This window comes from Amycolatopsis viridis, assembly GCF_011758765.1.
GTDB classification, from domain to species: domain Bacteria; phylum Actinomycetota; class Actinomycetes; order Mycobacteriales; family Pseudonocardiaceae; genus Amycolatopsis_E; species Amycolatopsis_E viridis.
On record NZ_JAANOU010000001.1, the window covers coordinates 856561 to 875723 of the forward strand.

The following is a 19163-nucleotide window of genomic DNA, read 5'->3' on the forward strand; positions in this document are numbered from 1 at the left end:
GGGAACTGGTTCTGGTACCAGCCTGCAATCTCCAGCTAGATCGAGGTCAACGCGCTGTGCCGATGATCACTTCGCCAGGTCGTCGAGCACCGCGATGTTGAACTCGAACGCGACCAGCGCCTCGGTCACGATGCGGGTGCGCTCGGCCTCGGTCCACGGGGTGGTGTCGAGCAGCGCCTTGTACCGCCTGCGGAAGGCCGGGACGCTGCCGATGTCGTCGAAGCGGTAGAACAGCGCGCCCGGACCCGCCACGCCGTGTACCTCGGCCAGCAGCTTCCGCACCGCCTGACCGCCGGCGAGGTCGCCGAGGTAGCGCGTGTAGTGGTGCGCGACGTAGCCACCGGCCCAGTCGAACGCCACCGACCGGATCCGGTGCACGTAATCCTCGGTGGCCGGGACCGGCTCGATCCGCCCGCGCCAGTGCTCGCCGTGCAGGAACTCCAGGTCGGCGGCCAGCGCAGGCAGCCGGCGCAGCTCGTCGAACACGAACCGGCCGCCCACCGGGTCGCCGCGCATGGCGTCGGCGGCCTCCTCGATCGCCTGGTAGATGAACCAGTACTGGGCCGCCAGCCGGGCGTAGTCGGGCAGGTCGAGGTCGCCGTTGAACAGCTCGCGCATGTACCGCGAATGGTGCGCCCGATCGTGGGCGCGCCGCGTCGATTCCCTCAGGGTGGTCGAGAACGGGGTCCGGTTCAGGTCCAGGTCAACCGCGAGGGGAGCCACCATGAGTGGCAGCGTAGGCGAGATCCGTCACCGGGCCTACCTGCGCAGACCGGATTGACCCGATCAGCGTCCCCATGATCACTCAGGGTCGACCTGCCAGGTGTGCACCGCCGTACCCCCGCGGCTCAGCTCCAGGTAGCGCCCCAGCATCGTGCTCAGCGCGGTCTCGCGGTCCGCGCCGCGCTCCTCGGCCGCGGTGACCGTCGCCCGCTGCCACCACGCGCCGTTGCGGCGGGTCAGGCAGCGCTGCTCGATCACGCCGAGGTAGCGGTCGATGGCTGCCTCGCAGACGTCGGCGCTGCGCAGCCCCTCGGCGGCGAGCGGCAGCAGCACGCGCAGCACCAGTTCGTCCGGCGGCACCCAGCCCTGTCCCGGCCAGTACAGCTGCGCGTCGAACCCGTTGCGGGCACCGGCGTAGAGGTTCTCCTCGGCCGCCTGGAACGACATCTGTGTCCACACCGGACGTTCCGCCTCGGCGAGCGCCCGCTGGGCGCCGTAGAAGAACGCGGCGTTGGCCATCATGTCCAGCACCGTCGGCCCGGCCGGCAGCACGCGGTTCTCCACGCGCAGGTGCGGTTTGCCGTCGACCACGTCGTACACCGGCCGGTTCCAGCGCCACACCGTCCCGTTGTGCAGCATGAGTTCGGTCAGCTTGGGCGCCTGCCCGGCGTCGAGCGCGTCCAGCGGGTCCTCGCTCACGGTTTCCGGCAGCAGGCCGGGGAAGTAGCGGACGTTCTCCTCGAACAGGTCGAAGATCGAGGTGATCCACCGCTCGCCGAACCACACCCGCGGCCGCACGCCCTGGTTGCGCAGCTCCTCCGGCCGGGTGTCCGTGGCCTGCAGGAACAGCGGGATGCGCGTTTCGTGCCACAGCGCCTTGCCGAGCAGGAACGGCGAGTTCGCGCCGACCGCCACCTGCACCCCGGCCAGGCACTGCGCCGCGTTCCAGTGGGTGGCGAACTCGTCCGGCGCGACCTGGACGTGCAACTGGACCGAGGTGCACGCGGCCTCGGGCAGGATCGACTCCGAGTGGGTGCGCAACCGCTCCGGGTTGTGCCCGCCGAGCGGCGCGCCGTCCATGGTGAGGGTCATGTTCTCGCCGCGGGCGGCGAAGATCTGGTCGTTGAGCAGGGTGTAGCGCGTGTTGTCGGTGATCCACTTCTGGTCGAAGTGGTCCTCGGTCAGGGTCGGCAGGATGCCGATCACGGCCAGCCGCGCCCCGGCCGTCGTCGCGCGCGAGTCGGCGTCCGCCAGGTAACTGACGAGCTCGTGTTCCAGTTCGATCGCCGACTTCCCGGCCAGCGGGCGTGGCGGCACGTTCAGCTCGATGTTGTGCTGCGACAGCTCGGTGGTGAACGACTCGTCGTCCAGCGCGGCCAGCACGGCGGTGTTGGACATCGACGGCCGCAACCGGTCGTCCACCAGGTTCAGCTCGACCTCGAGCCCGATGTGCCGACGCGGGAACGAGAAGCCGTCGTCGGCGAGCATGCGGGCCAGGGTGTCCAGGCACCGCTGGAGCTTGTGCCGGTACCGCGCCCGGTCCCGGTGGGTGAAGCTCTCCGCCGACACGTCCTTGCCCATGCCATCCCTGCTTCTGGTGTCCGGCCGCGGCGGGTGGTGCCCCGGCATGCCCGGCCGACAACGGTCGCACATGGATCGACACGCGGTCATCGGCCAAAACGGTGGCTCCACCGTGACGCGCGCGACTTCCTCCGATGCTGCTCCGTTCGGCCCACGGGTGCCCACCACGTTCGGAGCACCCACCCCGACGACGGAGGATCTACCCCGAAGCCGCAGACTTCATGCCGTGGCGCAGATCGTGCGAACCGAAGACGAGGGTGATCCGCGGCTCGACGACTTCCGGGACCTGTCCACGGCCGACCGGCGGCCGGACCGGCCTGGTGGGCGCGGCCTGGTGATCGCCGAGGGCACCGTGGTGGTCCGGCGCCTGCTCGCCTCAGCGTACCCGCCGCGGGCACTGCTCGGGGTCGATCGGCGGATCGCGGAGCTCGCGCCCGATCTGGCGGACGTGCCGGTGCCGGCCTACGTGACCTCCGCCGAGGTGATGGCGAAGGTCGTCGGGTTCCACCTCAACCGCGGGGTGCTCGCGGTGGCCGACCGCGCGCCGCTGCCGGACGCCGACGAGATCCTGGCCCGCTCGCGGGTCGTCGCGATCCTGGAAGGCGTGGGCGACCACGAGAACATCGGCGCGCTGTTCCGCAACGCGGCCGCGCTCGGGGTCGACGGGGTGCTGCTCGGCGCCGGGTGCGCGGATCCGCTGTACCGGCGCAGCGTGCGGGTGTCGATGGGCAACGTGCTGCGGGTGCCGTTCGCGTCGTTGACACCGTGGCCGTCCGCTCTGGACCGGGTGCGGGCGGCCGGGTTCCGCGTCGCGGCGCTCACGCCGCGGCCCGATTCGGTGAGCCTGCGCGAACTGGCCTCGGCGGGCGGCCGCACCGCGCTCCTGCTCGGTTCGGAAGGGCCCGGCCTGACCGCCGGGGCGCTGGCCGCGGCCGACGTCGCGGTCCGGATCCCGATGAGCGAAGGTGTCGATTCGCTCAACGTGGCCACTGCCGCGGCCGTGGCCTTCTACGAGCTGGCCGCAGCGGTAAATTGACTGCGACCCGGCGTCCCGGCGTGCCGGGCGGAAAGGTGCTGGCGTGGAATTGCGGGTCCGCGGCGACCGCGCCGTGCTCAAGGGGCACGGCGCCGCGTACACGCGCGAAATCGACCCCCACAGCCTCGCGCTCGGTGTGGAGCTAGCCGATGCGCTGCACGAGTGGGCGCAGGTCGCGGCGGCGCTGCGGCGGTCGTCGACCGGGCCGGGCGAGGCCGCGGCCGTGGTGTCCCGCCGCGGTCGGCAGCTCGCGGCCCGGGTGGCCGGGGTGATGGGCACGCCGGTGCACTACGTCGACCCGGTGACGGGCGAGCAGGTGGTCGTGCCGCCGCCCCCGCGAACCGAGCCACCCCCGCGGCTGTTCGCCGGCGTCGGTGACGAGCCGACACCGTGGGGGACCGGGCTGGTGGCGGCGGGGTTCGTCGCGGCCGTCGTGGTCGTCGCGATGATGGCGCTGGTGGTGGCGCTGGCAGCGGAGACCAGCGGGTGGCTGGTGCTCCTCGCCGCGGTCGTGGTCACCGCCGGTATCGCGCCGTCGCTGTGGCTGGCGCGGAAGCTGCCGATCATCCGGTGGGTCGCGCTGGGGGCCGCCGCCGGGGTGGCGCTGTCCTGGTTCGGCGTGCTGGCGGTCGTGTTCTGATGGAGCCGCTCGGGCCGCTGCGGGAGATCTGCCTGGCGCTGCCGGAGGTTATCGAGCGGCCCAGCCACGGGGAACCGGCCTGGTTCGTCCGGGGGCGCAGAACGTTCGTGATGTTCGCCGACCACCACCACGACGACCGGGTGGCGTTCTGGTGCGCCGCGCCGCCCGGGGCGCAGGAGGAGATGACCGGGGCGGAGCCGGACCGGTTCTTCCGGCCACCGTACGTGGGACACCGCGGGTGGCTCGGGGTGTACCTCGACGTGCCGGTCGACTGGGACGAGATCCGCGCGATCGTGCGCGAGGCGTACCGGGCGGTGGCGCCGGCGTCGTTAGCCGCGCGGCTCCAGGGCTGACCACCGGTGCACGCCTGCGCCCTGCGCGTAGGACAGGTGCCCGCCCAGCGCGCCGCCCGCACTGACCGCGAGGAGCCCGGCCGCGGTCCAGGCGCGCGCTGCGCCACGGCCGGACCGGTTGGCGGCGAGGAAGCAGCCCGCGGCGAGGGTGTTGGCGGCCGCGTGGACCATCCCGACGCGGCGCTGCTTGCGGTCGAGTCCGGAGAACTCGGCGAGGCCGGTCAGGACGGTCGGCGGGGTCGCGGCCAGGCCGATCGTGACGAGGCGACGGGCCGCTTCGGGTTGACCGGTGAGGTCGAGCACGACCGACGAGATCCACGCACCGATCGGCAGCGTGACCAGCAGCGGGTGCACGGGGTGGCCGAGCCAGGCCCCTCGCAGCAGGCGGTCGGCGGTGCCCCGGCCGATGACCTTGCGCAGGCCGCGCGCCAGCGCCGTGCTGGTGGGATCGAGAGCGCGGAGTGACTCGGCGGCTTCCAGGATGCGTTTCACATCGGATCTGTACCCGGTGGCGGGAATTCGATTCGGCGTGGCGGGCTCGTGTTCCGGTGGTTCGTTCCCGCCCGGGCGGGTAGCCGTGCCGGCATGTGGGGACGAGCAGTGGTGCAGGGCGTGGCCGCCGGGCTGGCGGGTGCACTGGTGATGACGGTGGCGGAGAAGGTGGAGCAGCGCGTCACCGGGCGGCCGGACTCCGAGGTGCCGGGGCGGACTCTGGCGCGGTTGCTCGGCCGGCCGGACAGCCGCCGCCGCTCGATGAACCTCGCGATGCATTTCGGGCAGGGCGCGCTGGTCGGCGCGCTGCGCGGGGTGATGGCGGCGGCCGGGCTGCGCGGCCCGTGGGCCTCGGCGATGTTCTGGGCGGTGCGGCTGACGAGCGACCAGACGCTGGAGAACGCCACCGGTGTGGGGGCGCCACCGTGGACCTGGCCGCGCCGCGAGCTGGCCGTGGACCTCACGCACAAGGGTGTGTACGCGCTGGGCACCGGGGCCGTGGCGGACTGGCTGGCCGCGCGGCAGGGACCCGGCCCGGGGCAGCGCCACGCCGCGAAACGCCCCGGCCGGCGTTCGGGTGTGGGCCCGCTGTCGCGGCGGTCAGGCTAGGAACGGGAGGCGCCGCACGCGGAGCCAGCCGTCTGCCAGGACGATGTTCGCCGCCGGAGCGGCCGCTCTCCTGGTGACGAGCAGTACCGACGGCCAGCCGGGACGGCGGCGAAGTGCAGCGCCTCGACCGCGTCGGCAGGTGTCAGGTCCGGCAGCCTGGTGACGATCTCGTCGACGGTCATCCCGTCCGCGAGCATCGCCACCACATGCACGGCTGACCGCCCATCAGGTCAGCGTCCACGGTGATCCGTCGAATGTCACGAGTCCGATGCCGGCCGGACCGGGCGTTCAGCCGCGCTGGCTGCGGACCCCGAGCAGCACGTCTTCCCACGCCGGGACCGCCGGGTGGGCCTTCTTCTTCGGCTTGGGCTTCGCGGCGGTGGGGTCCGGCTGGGCGTCGATGTCGAGCGTCGGCTGGCCGGGGGTCTCCTCGACGTCCGGCTCCGGCGACTCGGCTTCCACCGCCCGCAGCGTGCGTGGTGTGCGGTGCGGGTCCAGCAGGTCCTCGGCGTGCTCGTCCAGCGCGGTGACCGTGCCGCCGTGGGCGCCGGCGGAGAACTGCCAGTGCGCCGCGTTGTCGGAACGCCCGGCAGTCCAGCGGAGCGCCACGATCCACCGGCCGTCGTCGCCGCGCCAGGCGTCCCACGTGGCCTGCGAGTAGTCCTGGCCGCGCACCCCGAACGCGTACGCCACGATCTCGCCGAGCGTCCGCACGTCCGGGCCGTCCTCGCGGACGGGGTGCGCGGACTGCGCCAGCTCCGCGGTCCGCGACCGCTCGAGCAGCACCGGGTAGGCGAACCGTTCCACCCGTTCCACCGCCACCCCGGCGGCGTCCGCGACCTGCTGCACCGACTCGCCGGCCCGGATGCGGGCCTGGATCTCGCGTGGTCGCATCTGGCTCTCCGTCTCGATTTCGATCTGCCCCAGCCTGGGGACGTCACCCCGGACGGCCGCTCGCAGTTTCTCATCGGCGGGCAGGAGGAAACGCTCGCGCCGCGCCGGGTCTTCGCACACGATGGACTTGCCGTCCTCGTGCAGTCCGACCACCCTCAGCGTCCGCATTCGCCGCCTCCTCCTGGCTTCACCTCGGTGGGTGTTCACGGTAGGTCGGCGCGTCCCCTTGACGGGTCAGGCGCGCCGACACTTTTTGGTTGATCTTGCAGGAATTCCGCCGGTTCGGCCACCCGGGGAAACACGCGCGCGCCGGTATCGGCCACGATTGCCCCATGCGGCGGCGGGTTCTGGTCACCGGGGTGGCGATCGAGGTCGTGCTGGTCGGGATCGTGCTGGCGTGGAAACGGTTGGACGGGCTGGATCTGGACGTCTACCGGCTCGGCGCGCAGGCGTTCTTCGAGCACGGTGACCCGTACGGCCTATTGCCGCCCACGCGGAACGGGGCGCTGCTGCCGTTCACCTACCCGCCGTTCGCGGCGATCGTTTTCGCGCCGTTGCTGGTGATTCCACCGGATGTCGCACTTGCCGCGATCACCGTGGTGTCCGTGGTCGCGCTCGGCGCGGTCGTCGCGTTGTGCTTCGCGCGGTACGACCGGCGGCTGCACGTTTCCGGCGGCCTCGCGCTGGCCGTGCAGGCCGTCGCGTTGTTCAGCGAACCGGTGCGCGCCACGCTCGGGTTCGGGCAGGTCAACCTGGTGCTGATGCTGCTCGTCGCGGTCGACGCGCTGGGTCCGGTCCGTCATCGCGGGTTCGGCGTCGGGATCGCCGCGGCGGTCAAGCTGACCCCGGCCGCCTTCGTGTTGTTCTTCCTGCTGCGCAAGGATTTCCGGGCCGCCGCCCGCGCGGTGGGGGTGTTCGCCGGGTGTGCGCTGCTGGCCTGGGTGTGCGCGCCGCGCGCGTCGGTCACCTACTGGACGCAGCTGGTGTTCCAGGGCGACCGCGTCGGAGACCCGGGGTACGCCGGCAACCAGTCGCTGCACGGCACGCTCGCCCGGCTCGGCGCGCCCGCCTGGGTCTGGCTGATCGCGGTGGCCGTCACCCTTGTCGTCACCGTGCTCGTGATGCGCCGCGCCGACCCGGTGGTCGCGTTGCTGGCGTGCGCGGTCGGCGCGCTGCTGGCGTCCCCGGTGTCCTGGACGCACCACTGGGTGTGGGCGGTGCCGTGATCGGGGTCCCGACGTGGCGAGGGCGGCGGTTCCGGCCGCTCGTGCTCGGCACCGCCGCCCTCGCGACAGTCGTGTTCGTGGTGAGCCCGTTGTGGGACCACCGGGACGTCTGGCCGCTCGCCGAGAGCTACGTCCTCACCGGCGTGCTCCTGCTGCTCACGCTGGGACTGGGGCGTGTTTCGGACGTGGCCTGCGTGGCGGCGCGAGTAGCTGACGGCCCACCACAAGCGGCTCCGCCGCTTGAGAACCAGAACCTAGCCGTCCAGCCGCTCGACGACCCACTCGATGCAGCTGGTCAGCGCCGTGATGTCGCCCGGCTCGATCGCGGGGAACATGCCGACGCGTAGCTGGTTGCGGCCCAGCTTGCGGTACGGCTCGACGTCGACGATGCCGTTCGCCCGCAGCACCTTGGCCACCTGCGCGGCGTCGACCTCGTCCACGAAGTCGATCGTGCCCACGACCTGGGACCGCAGCGCGGGGTCCTTCACGAACGGCACCGTGTAGCTGGTCTCCTCGGCCCACTCGTACAGCCGCGTCGACGAGTCCTTCGTGCGCGAGACCGCCCAGTCCAGGCCGCCGTTCGACAGCAGCCACTCGATCTGGTCGGCCAGCAGGAACAGCGTCGCCACCGCCGGGGTGTTGTACGTCTGGTCCTTGCGCGAGTTGTCCAGCGCGGTGGTCAGCGAGAGGAACTCGGGGATCCACCGGCCGCTCGCACCGATCTTCTCGACCCGCTCGACCGCCGCCGGCGACATCAGTGCCAGCCACAGGCCGCCGTCGGAGGCGAAGCACTTCTGCGGCGCGAAGTAGTAGACGTCGAAGTCCGCGGCCTGGACCGGCAGGCCGCCGGCGCCCGAGGTGGCGTCGATCGCGACCAGCGCACCCTCGCTGCCGGCGGGGCGGCGCACCGGTACCGCGACCCCGGTCGAGGTCTCGTTGTGCGCCCAGCCGACCAGGTCCGCGCCCTGCTCGTAGGCGATCTCCGGGGCGCTGCCCGGCTCGGCCTTGACGACGATCGAGTCGCCCAGGAACGGCGCGTCCGAGGTCACCTTGGCGAACTTCGACGAGAACTCGCCGTAGGTGAAGTGCTGCGCGCGCGACTCGACCAGGCCGAACGCCGCGGCGTCCCAGAACGCCGTGGTGCCGCCGTTGCCGAGCACGACCTCGTAGCCCTCGGGGAGGCCGAACAGCTGGGACAGACCGGAGCGCACCCGTCCGACGAGGGACTTCACCGGCTTCTGCCGGTGGGAGGTGCCCAGGTACGCGGCGCCCTCGGAGGCGAGGTTCGCCAGCTGCTCCGGGCGCACCTTGGACGGTCCGCAGCCGAAGCGCCCGTCGGAGGGCTTCAGTTCAGCCGGAATGGTCAGCTCATCGGTCATGCGTCCCAGTCTCGCAGGTCGCGTTCCCGCCGCGTGACGGCGGTGGCGGGTCCCACTATGCGGTACGCCAGCCGTACGGGTCGACGCCGCCGGGGACCGGCGCGGCCGGGTCGTACGGGGTGCGGGTGAAGACGAAGGTCGCCAGGTCCAGGTGCCGCGGCGTGCCGTCGGAGTCACGGCCGACGCGCAGGGTCTCCCCGGCGTAGTAGCCGTCCAGGCCGAGCCACTCGTCCGGGCCCGCCGGCCGGAACCGGGACGCGCGGCCGGTGCCGCTGACCGGGGTGAGGCTCAGCATGCCGCCCGGGATCAGCCGGAGGTGGTAGGGCGTCGGGCCCCAGTGCCACAGCCCGGTGAGGGTCAGCAGCGAGCGGTCCACCTCGGACGGCCGCCACTGTTCGGGCAGGTTCGGTTCGTGCTCGTCGGCGATCGAGATCAGGTCGACCGTCAGACCCATGATCGCCGGTCCCGACGTCGCGTTGGCGAAGGCCAGCGCGCCGGTACCGGTGCTCTCGTCGATCAGCGTGCCGGCGAGGAACCCGGGCATCGACCCACCGTGCCCGGCCAGCCGGCGGCCCTGGTGGCGGACGAGCTGCAGGCCCAGGCCGAAGCCCGAGGTCCAGGTGTCGGCGTCGTCGACCGTGGCGACGGCGCGCATCTCGGCGAGGGTGTCCGGGTTGAGCACGCCGGCGGTGTCGCCACCGATGAACGCGGTCCAGCGGGCCAGGTCGCGGACCGTCGACCAGAGCTGACCGGCCGGCGCCATCGCACCGGCGTCCGGACTGGGCTCGGGCAGCAGCAGGTCGGCGAACGGGTGCACGGCCCAGCCGCGCGCGTGCCGGCCCCGCGGGTGCGGGGACGTGCGGGTCATGCCGAGCGGTTCGAAGACCTCGCGGGTCACCGCGGTCAGCCAGTCGGTGCCGCGGTGGCGGGCGATCAGCTCGCCGAGCACGCCGTAGCCGACGTTGGAGTAGTGGAAGCGGCTGCCCGGGCGGTTCTTCACCGCGTCCTGGGCGAGGCTCGCCTGCAGCGCGGCCCAGTCGCCGCCTTCGCTGCGTTCCCACCACGAGCCGGGCGACTCCGAGGTCAGCCCGCCGGTGTGCGAGAGCAGCTGGCCGACGGTCGAGGCGCCGAAGCTGGTGCCGGGCACGTGCTTGTCCAGCGGGTCGTTGAGGTCCAGGCGCCCCTCGTCGCGCAGCCGCATGACGACGGTGGCGACGAGCGTCTTCGTGATCGAGCCGAGGCGGTACTGGGTGTCGTCGTCGGGCGCAGCGCCGTCCACGGTGCCGCGGGCGCCCCACCAGGCGATCTCCCCGTCGCGGACGACCGCGGCGACCATCGATGGCGCACGGCCGTTCGCCTGCTCGAGGGACAGGCGGCGGAGCAGGGCGAAGTCGGTGCTGGGCAGCATGGCGTCATTCTGCCGCCCGCGGTGCGGCAGCCGGAGCGGCCCCGGAACCGCGCGGGTTCCGGGGCCTGCCGATCAGAGCGGCTGGACCGCGGACCAGCCGTCGACCTCCTCGGGTGAACGAGGGCCGGGGCCGACGTAGCTCGCAGAGGGGCGGACCAGGCGGCCGGTCTGCTTCTGCTCCAGGATGTGCGCCGCCCAGCCGGCCGTGCGCGCGGAGGTGAACATCGCCGGCATCATGCTCGTCGGGACCCGGGCGAAGTCCAGGATCACCGCGGCCCAGAACTCGACGTTCGTCTCGATCGCGCGGTCCGGGCGGCGCTCCCGCAGCTCCGCCAGCGCCGCCTGCTCCAGCGCGGCCGCCACCTCGTACCGTTCGGCGCCCAGCTCGCGGCACGTCCGGCGCAGCACGCGCGCCCGGGGGTCCTCGGCCCGGTAGACCCGGTGCCCGAAACCCATCAGGCGCTCCTTGCGGTCCAGGATCCCCTTGACGACCTTGCGGGCGTCGCCCTCCTTCTCCACCGCCTCGATCATCGGCAGCACCCGCGCCGGGGCGCCGCCGTGCAGCGGCCCGGACATCGCGCCGATCGCGCCGGACAGCGCCGCGGCCACGTCCGCCCCGGTCGAGGCGATCACCCGGGCGGTGAACGTCGAGGCGTTGAGCCCGTGCTCGGCGGCCGACACCCAGTAGGCGTCCACGGCCTTGACGTGCGCCGGGTCCGGCTCACCGCGCCAGCGGATCATGAACCGCTCGGTGATCGTCCGGCCCTGGTCCACCCGGGACTCCGGCACGGCGGGCACCCCGACCCCGCGCGCGGACTGGGCCACGTAGGACAGGGCGGTCACCGACGCGCGCGCCAGGTTCTCCCGCGCTTCGTCGTCGCTGATGTCGAGCACCGGCCGGAAGCCCCAGATCGGCGCCACCATCGCGAGCGCGGCCTGCGCGTCCACCCGGACGTCACCGGTGTGCACGGGGATCGGGAACGGCTCGGCCGGCGGCAGCCCGTCGCCGAACCTGCCGTCGACCAGCAGGCCCCACACGTCGCCGAAGCTGACCTTGCCGGCCAGGTCCTCGATGTCCACGCCGCGGTAGCGCAGTGCGCCGCCGTTGCGGTCCGGCTCGGCGATCTGGGTGCGGAAGGCGACGACGCCTTCCAGCCCGGGCTTGAACCCGTCGTCCGGTTCTGTGTTGTTTGCAACGGGCGCTGAGGTGGTCACTGGTGGAAACCTTTCGCTGCGCATTTCCCCGACAATTTCGCGCGCGGGACGCGTCCGGGGCGCCTCGTCGCACGGTGCCCACACCATCCTCCCGTCACGGCGGGGGAGCAATCGAAGAATGCGGTGGTTTCGGTCACGATTACGAGAACGATTCAGTCGGGCGTGCGGTAGATGTGAAAATCCTGCGTTTCCGAGCGGCCCACGCCGCAGTTGCGTGCCCGTGGCGGGTGTCACCGTTCGTCGGCTTCCCGAGCGGCCCCCCAAGCCCTAACGTGGGTTGTTACGGGTGAGTAAGCGGGTCGTGGAGGTTGGCACATGCCAGAGGTCGAAAACATCGACGACGTTGCGGTACGCCTTCCCGGCATGCGGGTGGCCTACGACGGTGAGGCGCTGGACGAGTCCGATCTGGCTCCCAGCTGGACCGAGCAGTTGCAGGACTGGCTGAACCACGCCATCGCGGCGGGGGTCGCCGAGCCCAACGCCATGGTGCTGGCCACCGCGGACGCCGATGGACGGCCGTCCTCCCGCAGCGTGCTGTGCAAGGGCCTCGACGAGCGCGGTGTGGTGTTCTACACGAACTTCACCTCCAAGAAGAGCCACGACCTGACCATCACGCGGTACGCGTCGGCGACCTTCCCGTGGTACGCGTTGCAGCGGCAGGTGACCGTGCGCGGCGAGGTGGAGAAGGTCGACGTCAAGGAGACGGCCGAGTACTGGAAGCAGCGCCCGCGCGGTTCCCAGCTCGGCGCCTGGGCATCGCCGCAGTCCAAGGTCGTCACCGGGCGGCGTGACCTGGACGTCGCGCTCGCCTCGATCGAACGCCGCTTCGGCGACGTCGACGAGGTGCCGCTGCCGCCGCACTGGGGCGGGTGGCGCATCCGGCCCGAGGTGGTCGAGTTCTGGCAGGGGCAGCGGGACCGGCTGCACGACCGGTTGCGCTACGTGCGCACCGCGGACGGCTGGCACATCGAGCGCGTCGCTCCCTGAGGCGCGAGCGAAATCACGCGACCCGATTAGTTAGCGCGGCTAAACTGGTCGGTTGTGAGTGTCGAGGCCGGTGCGCGCCGCGGTAAGAAGCGAAAACTGCTGAAGTCCGTGGTCGTGGACGTGCGGCCGCTGCGCACGCCCGGCTTCCGGCGCCTGTTCACCGGTACCGCGATCACCGCGATCGGCAGCCAGCTGACCACGGTCGCGGTGCCGAAGCAGGTCTTCGACCTCACCGGGTCGTCCGGGTACGTGGGTCTCGCCGGCATCGTCGCGCTCGTTCCGCTGCTCGTCTTCGGGTTGTGGGGCGGTGCGATCGCCGACACGGTGGACCGCCGGAAGCTGCTCATCTTCGGTAACGCGGGCATCGCCGTCGTGTCGGCCCTGCTGTGGGCACAGGCGTTCTTCGGCGTCGGCTCGGTGTGGCTGGTGTTCGTGCTGCTCGCGTGCAACCAGGCGTTCTTCGCGATCAACATGCCGACCCGCAGCGCGATCGTCGCCCGGCTGATCGAACCCGAACTGCTCCCGGCGGCGGCCGCGTTGTCCGGCACCGTGAACACGTTCGGCATGGTGTTCGGGCCGATGGCCGCCGGCGCGCTGATGCCGGTGCTCGGTCTGCCGACCCTCTACCTCATCGACACCGTCGCCCTGGTCGTCGCGCTGTACGCGGTCTGGCGGCTGCCCGCACTGCCACCGCTGTCCGGCACGGTGCGGGCCGCCGGGCTGCGTGACGTGCTGGACGGTTTCCGCTACATGGGCACCCAGAAGGTGCTGCTCGCCTCGTTCGTGGTGGACATCATCGCGATGGTCGCCGGCATGCCGCGGGCGCTGTTCCCGGAGATGGCCGAGCGGACCTTCGGCGACCCGCCCGGCGGCGGCCTCGCCCTGGGCTGGCTCTACGCCGCGATCCCGATCGGCTCCGTGGTCATCGGGTTGTTCTCCGGCTGGCTCGGCCGGGTGCGGCGGCAGGGGGTCGCGGTGACGATCGCGATCTGCGCGTGGGGCGCGGCGGTGATCGGGTTCGGGTTGTCGCACTCGCTGTGGCTGGCGATCGTGTTCCTGTGCCTGGCCGGCGCCGCGGACATGGTCAGCGCGATCTACCGCCAGGCGATCCTGGTGATGGCCGCGACCGACGAGATGCGCGGCCGCATGCAGGGCGCGTTCACCGTGGTCGTCGCGGGCGGCCCGCGGCTGGCCGACCTCACGCACGGCTGGACCGCCGCCGCGGTGGGCACGGCTGCCGCGGCGACCGGGGGCGGGGTGCTGGTGATCGTGTTCATCGTGATCGCCGTCGCGCTGCTGCCGGCGTTCTGGCGCTACCGCGCGGCCGCGGTCGCCGGCTGACGATCAGCCGCCGCGGAACGCCTCGGTGCCGGCCCGCGCGCGGTGTGGTTCGAGGGTTTCGCGCTGGCGGGCGGCCCGCTCGATCAGCTCGTCGAAGTCGACGCCCGGTACCCGGTCGGCGAGGTCGGCCTGGTCCCGAAGCGTCGTCCACAGCTGCTTCTTCCCGTCGATGCCCATCGCGAGCACCTCCAGCTCCAGGAACCGGCTCAGCGGTGAGTACGACAGCAGCCGGCCGTTCGGTTTGAGCCGCGCGATGCGTTCGGCACCGAACACGGCCGCCGTCTTGAGCGGGTTCTGCCGGACGCCCAGGTGGTCCATGATGGACCGGAACGTGTCGACGTCCTCCGCGATCCCGGTCGCCACCCGGGTCAGGGCCTCGCCCGCGTCCGTGTCGCGGTTGTTGCCCGCGGCGCGGCGGGCCAGTTCGCGCCAGCCCACGCCGAGCGCGAGCTGGTCGTTGAGGTAGATCGCCAGGTAGCCGTCCATCGGCGGCGGATACCCGCCGCCGGTCGGATCACGCATCGATCACTTCGCGCGCCCGCGCTTGAGCGTCCGCCGGATCTCCTCCGACGCCGCGCGGTACGCCGGTGCGGCGCGGGCGAAGTAGTCGAACAGGACGTCCTGCTTGTCCGGCGGGTACTGCGCGATCACCTCGGCGATGTGGCGCCGGGCCGGGCCGACGATCTCCGCGACGCCGGCCACCGCGTCCGCGACCGGCTCCACGACGACCTTGCGGCGGTCGGCCGGGTCCGCGGTGCGGCGCACGTACCCGGCGCGTTCGAGCCGGTCGATCAGCCGCGTGGTCGCGCCGGTGGTGAGCCCGGTGCGGGCGGACAGCTCACCGGAGGTCAGCGATCCCTCGAGGTCGAGCAGGCTGAGCGCGTACCACTCGGTGGCGTGCAGGCCGGCCGCCTCGGCGCCGGCCAGCCCGTGCAGGCCGACGGCGTCGAGGTAGCGGCGGAAAACCACGCGCCGTTCGTGCTGACTTGCCACGGTGACCATCCTCTGCGTATTATCTGCATGTATGCAGATACTGCACTGACGAAGATAAGTGTAGCGGACAGGAGAGACCATGATCGACACCGACCGGACCGCGCCCGTCACCGCCGTCCTCGACTCGCTCGCGGAAGCCTGGGCCCGCGGCGACGCGGACTCCTACGGTGCGCACTTCACCGAGGACGCCACCTACGTCACCTTCGTCGGCACCCGCTACCAGGGCCGGCAGGACATCACGGACAGCCACCGCAGCCTGTTCGCCAAGTTCCTCAAGGGCACCCGGCTCGCGCACGAGGTGCTCGACGTGCGTTTCCTCGGCCCGGACGCGGCGGTCCTCACCAGCCGCGGCGACACCGTGAAGGGCAACCGGCCCAAGGCGCTGACCAAGGTGCAGACCTACACCCTCGTGCGCCAGGACGGCCGCTGGCTCGTCGCCGCGTTCCACAACACGCAGCGCAAGTCGCTGATGGAACGCATTTCGTTCGCCTTCGCGCCGGACACCCGCCCGAAGGCCGCGCGGTGAGGGCGCTGGTCACCGGGGCGAGCGCCGGGATCGGCCGGGCGTTCGCGACCGCACTGGCCGCGGCGGGGTACGCCGTGACGGCCGTGGCCCGCCGCGAAGACCCGCTCACCGGATTGCTCGCGGAGCTGGGGCCGGGGCACGACCACCTGGCCGCGGACCTCGCCACGCCCGAGGGTGTGCGCGCCACCGCCGGCCTGCTCGCCGGCGGCGGCTACACGGTGCTGGTCAACAACGCGGGCGCCGCGGTGCACGGCGACTTCGCGGCCACGCCACTGGACCACTCGCTCGCCCAGCTCGACCTCAACTGCCGCGCGGTGGTGACGCTGGCGCACGCCTTCCTCGGCGCCGCCGAGCCGGGTGCCGCGCTGGTGAACGTGTCCTCGACCCTGGGGCACACGCCGAAGCCCGGCCTGGGTGTCTACAGCGCCACGAAGGCGTTCGTCACGGCGTTGTCGGAAACGTTGTGGCACGAGCAGAAGACCCGCGGCGTGCACGTGATGGCACTGTGCCCGGGCGTCACCGCGACCGCGTCCCAGGACGCGGCCGACGTGCCGGCCTGGCTGGTGCAGACGCCGGAGGAGGTCGTGCGCCGCGCCATGTCCGCACTGGCCGGGCGCGGGGGTCCGGTCGTGGTGCCCGGCCGCGGCAACGCGGTGCTTACCGGGGTGGCGCGGCTGCTGCCCAGGAGGACGGTGCTGTCCCTGCTCGGCTCGGACCGCTAGCTACCGTCCACTCGCGACGTTGTCCAGGAACCAGGGATCGTGTGCGGACAGCACGCTGACCTCGTCGCCGTGGTCACGCACCAGTTCGCGCAGCCGCTGGTGGTTGCCCCGCCGCGCGCCCGGCACGGTCTCCACCTTGGACTCGAACCACGCGAGGCCCGGCGTCACGTGCGGGCGCACCGGGTCGATCTGGCCGTGGTGGAAGAACGCGTCACCCGCGTGCAGCAGCCAGCCCTCGCCGGTGTCCACCGCGACGCCGGTGTGCCCGCGGGTGTGCCCGCCCAGTGGCACCAGCAGGATTTCCGGCGGTAGCCCGTCGAGCTGGCGCACGGCGTCGAACCCGAACCACTTCTCGCCGGCGTCCGGGTAGCTGCTCCACTGTGGACCGTGCGCGAAGTGCTGGGGCCGGTAGCGCGAGCGTTCCCGCGCGTTGCGGGGCGACCGGAGCGCCCGCAGCTCTTCGGCGTGGACGTGCACGGTGGCGTGCGGGAAGTCGACCAGTCCGCCGGCGTGGTCGAGATCGAGGTGGGTCAGGACGATGTGCCGGAGGTCGGCGAGTGCGTACCCCAGGCGGCGCACCTGCTCGGCGGCGGTCTCGGTGACCGAGGTCCGGACGCCGACCATCCGCACGAACCGCGCGCCCAGCCACTCGTCCGCGCGCGTGACCGCCGGGGAACCCAGTCCGGTCTCGATCAGGACCAGCTCGTTCCCGGTCTCGACGAGCAGGCAGTGGCAGACCAGCTCGGCGCGGTGCCAGAACCCGCCGCGGCCGTCGATCAGGCGCCCGCCGAGCGGCCGCATCGTGCCGCAGTTGAGGTGGTGGATCTTCATTCCAGCTCCCGTTCGAAGGTGTGGCGCAGGTGCTCGGCGACGGCGTGCAGCGGCGCGAGATCGTGCTGGGTCCTGGCCAGGAGCAGAGCGCCTTCGATCGCGCTCAGCGCGATCGTGCTCAGTGTGGCCGCCCGCGCCGCATCGAGGCCCTCACCGGTGAGGTAGCCGGTGATGACGGCGTGCCACGAGCGGTACCCGCCGGTGCACGCCTGGCGGATCGTCTCGCTGTCCCCGGCGTCGAGCGCGACGGTCGCGATCGGACAGCCGCTGCGGTAGCCGCTGTCGGCGAGGTTGCGGCCCAGCGCATCGATCACGCCGGTGATGGCGCTGCCGGCGTCCGGGGCGGCGGTGAGCAGCTCCCGCAGCAGGTCCGCCATCGCCTCGCCGGAGTGGGCGATCGCCTCCGCGGCGAGCTGCTCCTTGCCGCCGGGGAAGTGGAAGTACAGCGAGCCCTTCGGTGCGCCCCCGGCGGTGACCAGCTGGTTCAGCCCGGTCGCGTGGTAGCCCTGGGAGCGGAACAGCTCGGCGGCGGAGGCGACCATGCGGCGGCGGGTGTCGGTTCTGCGGACCACGCCGGTCACCTTAGCCAAACTATGACGACCGGTCTAGTTAGTAGCTGCGCCCGGCCACTGAACTGGGGCTCGGCGCGCCGCGGCTATCTTCGGGGCATGGCCAACCCCACCGGACAGCAGTTCGAGATCACCCGCGGCAACGCGCGCGCCGTCGTCACCGAGATCGGTGCTGGCCTGCGGGCGTTCGAGATCAGCGGCGTGCCCTACCTGGAGACCTTCGCCGAGGACGCCGCGCCGCCGAAGGGTGCGGGGCAGATCCTGCTGCCGTGGCCCAACCGGACCAAGGGTGCGGAGTGGACCTACCACGGGGAGCCCCAGCGGCTCGAGGTCACCGAGGAGGCCCGCGGCAACGCGATCCACGGCCTGACCCGGTACCGGCCGTGGACGCTCGTCGAGCACGCCGAATCGTCGATCACCTTCGAGATCGAGGTGCCGCGACAGCCGGGCTGGCCGGTACCGCTCCAGGCCCGGATCACCTACGACCTCGCGCCGCGCGAGCTGACCGTGACCCACGAGATCCGCAACGAGGGCTCCTCGGCCATCGGGGTCGGCGTGGGCGCCCACCCGTACTTCCGCATCGGCGACGTCCCGACCGACGAGCTGACGCTGACCCTGCCGGCCACCCGCGTGCGCCCGTACGTCGCCGACCAGCAGCTGCCCTACGGCGACGAGCGGGACACCGCGGGCACCGAGTACGACTTCCAGAAGGGGCGGCTGCTCGCCGAGGTCGACCTCGACACCGCGTTCGGCGGTCTCGTCGCCGCCGAGGACGGCCGGTTCCACCACGTCCTGTCCCGCGGCGACCGCAGCGTCGAGGTGTGGGCCGGCCCGGACTTCCGGTGGGTGCAGGTCTTCACCCCCGCCGACCTGACCGGTCGTGGCCGTGCCGTCGCGATCGAGCCGATGACCTGCCCGGCCGACGCGCTCAACTCCGGCACCGACCTGATCGAGCTGGCGCCGGGCGGCTCCTGGACCGGCAGCTGGGGCGTCCGCGTCCATGGCTGACCCCGTCCGGCTCGGCGAGGCGGACGCGGGCGAACTGCTGACCCTGCAGCGGGCCGCGTTCGTCACCGAGGCGCAGGCACACGGCGACCCCGGCCTGCCGCCGCTGCGCGAGACCCTCGGCGAACTCGTCGCCGTCCTCCACGATCCGGACGTCTGCACCTGGGGCGTGCGGGACGGCGGACGGCTGGTGGCGAGCGTGCGGATCCGGGTGCGTGGTGAGACGGCCGAGGTCGGCCGGCTCGTGGTCGCCCCCGACCGGCAGGGGCAGGGCCTCGGCTCGGAACTGATGCGGGTGGCCGAAGACCGGTTGCCGCCCGGCGTGCGGGTGCTGCGGTTGTTCACCGGCGAGCGGAGTGCGGCACCGCTGCGCTTGTACACCCGGCTCGGTTACGTGGAAACCGCGCGGACCCCGGAGGGGGATTATCACCTGGTGCATTTGGAGAAGCGCATCCCGTGAGGTGAGCGCGATCGGGCCCGACGGCCGGGGAGCGAACTTCCAAGGCGCCGAGGCGCGGTCCGGGGACTTCGTGGCCTGCCCGGACGCCGGTGGCCTCGGCCACGGCATCTTCGGCGCCGCCACCGCTGATCCCGGAGCCGGGAACGCCGTGCGGCGAGCCGGAGGGGTTTTCC

General features: G+C 72.4%; 23 protein-coding genes. 11 read left to right on the forward strand and 12 right to left on the reverse strand.

What is annotated here, in order from left to right; all coding sequences use genetic code 11:
• Positions 1 to 66: 66 nt before the first annotated feature.
• Entirely contained in the window at positions 67 to 726 is a 660-nt protein-coding gene (locus FHX46_RS04325) for a biliverdin-producing heme oxygenase (RefSeq protein WP_167110839.1), read from the reverse strand.
• A gap of 75 nt (positions 727 to 801) precedes the next feature.
• On the reverse strand, positions 802 to 2304 hold the full coding sequence (locus tag FHX46_RS04330; protein WP_167110841.1) for a glutamate--cysteine ligase: 1503 nt from the start codon (positions 2302 to 2304) through the stop codon (positions 802 to 804).
• 226 nt (positions 2305 to 2530) lie between these two features.
• On the opposite strand from FHX46_RS04330, the gene FHX46_RS04335 reads away from it, so the two are divergent.
• From FHX46_RS04335 to FHX46_RS04345, 3 genes are read left to right on the forward strand one after another with little or no spacing between them, the layout of a single operon-like run.
• Entirely contained in the window at positions 2531 to 3340 is an 810-nt protein-coding gene (locus FHX46_RS04335) for a TrmH family RNA methyltransferase (protein WP_167110843.1), read from the forward strand.
• Between the two features lie 43 nt (positions 3341 to 3383).
• Positions 3384 to 3980, forward strand: a complete 597-nt coding sequence (locus FHX46_RS04340; protein WP_167110844.1) for a DUF2537 domain-containing protein — start codon at positions 3384 to 3386, stop codon at positions 3978 to 3980.
• Entirely contained in the window at positions 3980 to 4333 is a 354-nt protein-coding gene (locus FHX46_RS04345; RefSeq protein WP_167110846.1) for an MmcQ/YjbR family DNA-binding protein, read from the forward strand. The genes FHX46_RS04340 and FHX46_RS04345 overlap by 1 nt, the downstream gene beginning before the upstream one ends.
• On the opposite strand, the gene FHX46_RS04350 is transcribed toward FHX46_RS04345, so the two are convergent.
• Positions 4310 to 4825, reverse strand: a complete 516-nt coding sequence (locus FHX46_RS04350) for a DUF2231 domain-containing protein (protein WP_167110848.1) — start codon at positions 4823 to 4825, stop codon at positions 4310 to 4312. The two genes, FHX46_RS04345 and FHX46_RS04350, sit on opposite strands and share 24 nt — an antisense overlap.
• A gap of 93 nt (positions 4826 to 4918) precedes the next feature.
• On the opposite strand from FHX46_RS04350, the gene FHX46_RS04355 reads away from it, so the two are divergent.
• A complete protein-coding gene (locus FHX46_RS04355; RefSeq protein ID WP_167110850.1) occupies positions 4919 to 5434 on the forward strand; it encodes a hypothetical protein in 516 nt (171 codons plus the stop codon).
• Here the strand turns inward: FHX46_RS04355 and FHX46_RS29105 are convergent.
• Both FHX46_RS29105 and sepH read right to left on the reverse strand, forming a co-directional pair.
• Positions 5431 to 5631: a DUF433 domain-containing protein gene (locus tag FHX46_RS29105; protein WP_390622648.1), complete on the reverse strand. Its 201-nt coding sequence runs from the start codon at positions 5629 to 5631 to the stop codon at positions 5431 to 5433. The genes FHX46_RS04355 and FHX46_RS29105 overlap by 4 nt on opposite strands.
• Positions 5632 to 5722: 91 nt before the next feature.
• Positions 5723 to 6496 (reverse strand): septation protein SepH, encoded by a 774-nt coding sequence (gene sepH, locus FHX46_RS04365; RefSeq protein ID WP_167110852.1) that lies wholly within the window; start codon positions 6494 to 6496, stop codon positions 5723 to 5725.
• 164 nt (positions 6497 to 6660) lie between these two features.
• On the opposite strand from sepH, the gene FHX46_RS04370 reads away from it, so the two are divergent.
• A complete protein-coding gene (locus FHX46_RS04370) occupies positions 6661 to 7554 on the forward strand; it encodes a glycosyltransferase 87 family protein (RefSeq protein WP_243871222.1) in 894 nt (297 codons plus the stop codon).
• Positions 7555 to 7808: 254 nt separating this feature from the next.
• Here FHX46_RS04370 and serC read toward each other — a convergent pair whose 3' ends face one another.
• From serC to FHX46_RS04385, 3 genes are all read right to left on the reverse strand, one after another.
• The gene (gene serC, locus FHX46_RS04375) at positions 7809 to 8933 is read right to left on the reverse strand and encodes a phosphoserine transaminase (protein ID WP_167110854.1); all 1125 of its coding nucleotides are present in this window, start codon (positions 8931 to 8933) and stop codon (positions 7809 to 7811) included.
• Between the two features lie 55 nt (positions 8934 to 8988).
• Positions 8989 to 10341 carry a serine hydrolase domain-containing protein gene (locus FHX46_RS04380; protein WP_167110856.1) on the reverse strand — a complete coding sequence of 451 codons (1353 nt, stop codon included), beginning with the start codon at positions 10339 to 10341 and terminating at the stop codon, positions 8989 to 8991.
• Between the two features lie 72 nt (positions 10342 to 10413).
• On the reverse strand, positions 10414 to 11580 hold the full coding sequence (locus FHX46_RS04385) for a citrate synthase 2 (RefSeq protein ID WP_167110858.1): 1167 nt from the start codon (positions 11578 to 11580) through the stop codon (positions 10414 to 10416).
• Between the two features lie 291 nt (positions 11581 to 11871).
• On the opposite strand from FHX46_RS04385, the gene pdxH reads away from it, so the two are divergent.
• Together pdxH and FHX46_RS04395 are read left to right on the forward strand one after the other, a co-directional pair.
• On the forward strand, positions 11872 to 12543 hold the full coding sequence (gene pdxH / locus FHX46_RS04390; protein ID WP_167110860.1) for a pyridoxamine 5'-phosphate oxidase: 672 nt from the start codon (positions 11872 to 11874) through the stop codon (positions 12541 to 12543).
• A 54-nt stretch (positions 12544 to 12597) separates the two neighbouring features.
• Entirely contained in the window at positions 12598 to 13884 is a 1287-nt protein-coding gene (locus FHX46_RS04395) for an MFS transporter (protein ID WP_167110862.1), read from the forward strand.
• Positions 13885 to 13887: 3 nt separating this feature from the next.
• On the opposite strand, the gene FHX46_RS04400 is transcribed toward FHX46_RS04395, so the two are convergent.
• Positions 13888 to 14406: a hypothetical protein gene (locus FHX46_RS04400; RefSeq protein WP_243871223.1), complete on the reverse strand. Its 519-nt coding sequence runs from the start codon at positions 14404 to 14406 to the stop codon at positions 13888 to 13890.
• A gap of 3 nt (positions 14407 to 14409) precedes the next feature.
• On the reverse strand, positions 14410 to 14877 hold the full coding sequence (locus FHX46_RS04405) for a MarR family winged helix-turn-helix transcriptional regulator (protein WP_313886021.1): 468 nt from the start codon (positions 14875 to 14877) through the stop codon (positions 14410 to 14412).
• A 79-nt stretch (positions 14878 to 14956) separates the two neighbouring features.
• Between FHX46_RS04405 and FHX46_RS04410 the strand changes: the two genes are divergently transcribed.
• Together FHX46_RS04410 and FHX46_RS28390 are read left to right on the forward strand one after the other, a co-directional pair.
• Positions 14957 to 15403, forward strand: coding sequence for an SgcJ/EcaC family oxidoreductase (locus FHX46_RS04410; RefSeq protein ID WP_167110873.1), 447 nt, complete (start codon positions 14957 to 14959; stop codon positions 15401 to 15403).
• Positions 15400 to 16125, forward strand: a complete 726-nt coding sequence (locus tag FHX46_RS28390) for an SDR family NAD(P)-dependent oxidoreductase (RefSeq protein ID WP_167110875.1) — start codon at positions 15400 to 15402, stop codon at positions 16123 to 16125. Before FHX46_RS04410 ends, FHX46_RS28390 begins: the two co-directional genes overlap by 4 nt.
• Here the strand turns inward: FHX46_RS28390 and FHX46_RS04420 are convergent, their stop codons facing one another.
• Positions 16126 to 16956 (reverse strand): MBL fold metallo-hydrolase, encoded by an 831-nt coding sequence (locus FHX46_RS04420; protein WP_167110877.1) that lies wholly within the window; start codon positions 16954 to 16956, stop codon positions 16126 to 16128.
• The gene (locus tag FHX46_RS04425) at positions 16953 to 17528 is read right to left on the reverse strand and encodes a TetR/AcrR family transcriptional regulator (protein ID WP_167110879.1); all 576 of its coding nucleotides are present in this window, start codon (positions 17526 to 17528) and stop codon (positions 16953 to 16955) included. Before FHX46_RS04425 ends, FHX46_RS04420 begins: the two co-directional genes overlap by 4 nt.
• 96 nt (positions 17529 to 17624) lie before the next feature.
• Between FHX46_RS04425 and FHX46_RS04430 the strand changes: the two genes are divergently transcribed.
• Positions 17625 to 18533, forward strand: coding sequence for an aldose 1-epimerase family protein (locus tag FHX46_RS04430; RefSeq protein WP_167110881.1), 909 nt, complete (start codon positions 17625 to 17627; stop codon positions 18531 to 18533).
• On the forward strand, positions 18526 to 18990 hold the full coding sequence (locus FHX46_RS04435) for a GNAT family N-acetyltransferase (protein WP_167110883.1): 465 nt from the start codon (positions 18526 to 18528) through the stop codon (positions 18988 to 18990). Before FHX46_RS04430 ends, FHX46_RS04435 begins: the two co-directional genes overlap by 8 nt.
• Positions 18991 to 19163 lie beyond the last annotated feature (173 nt).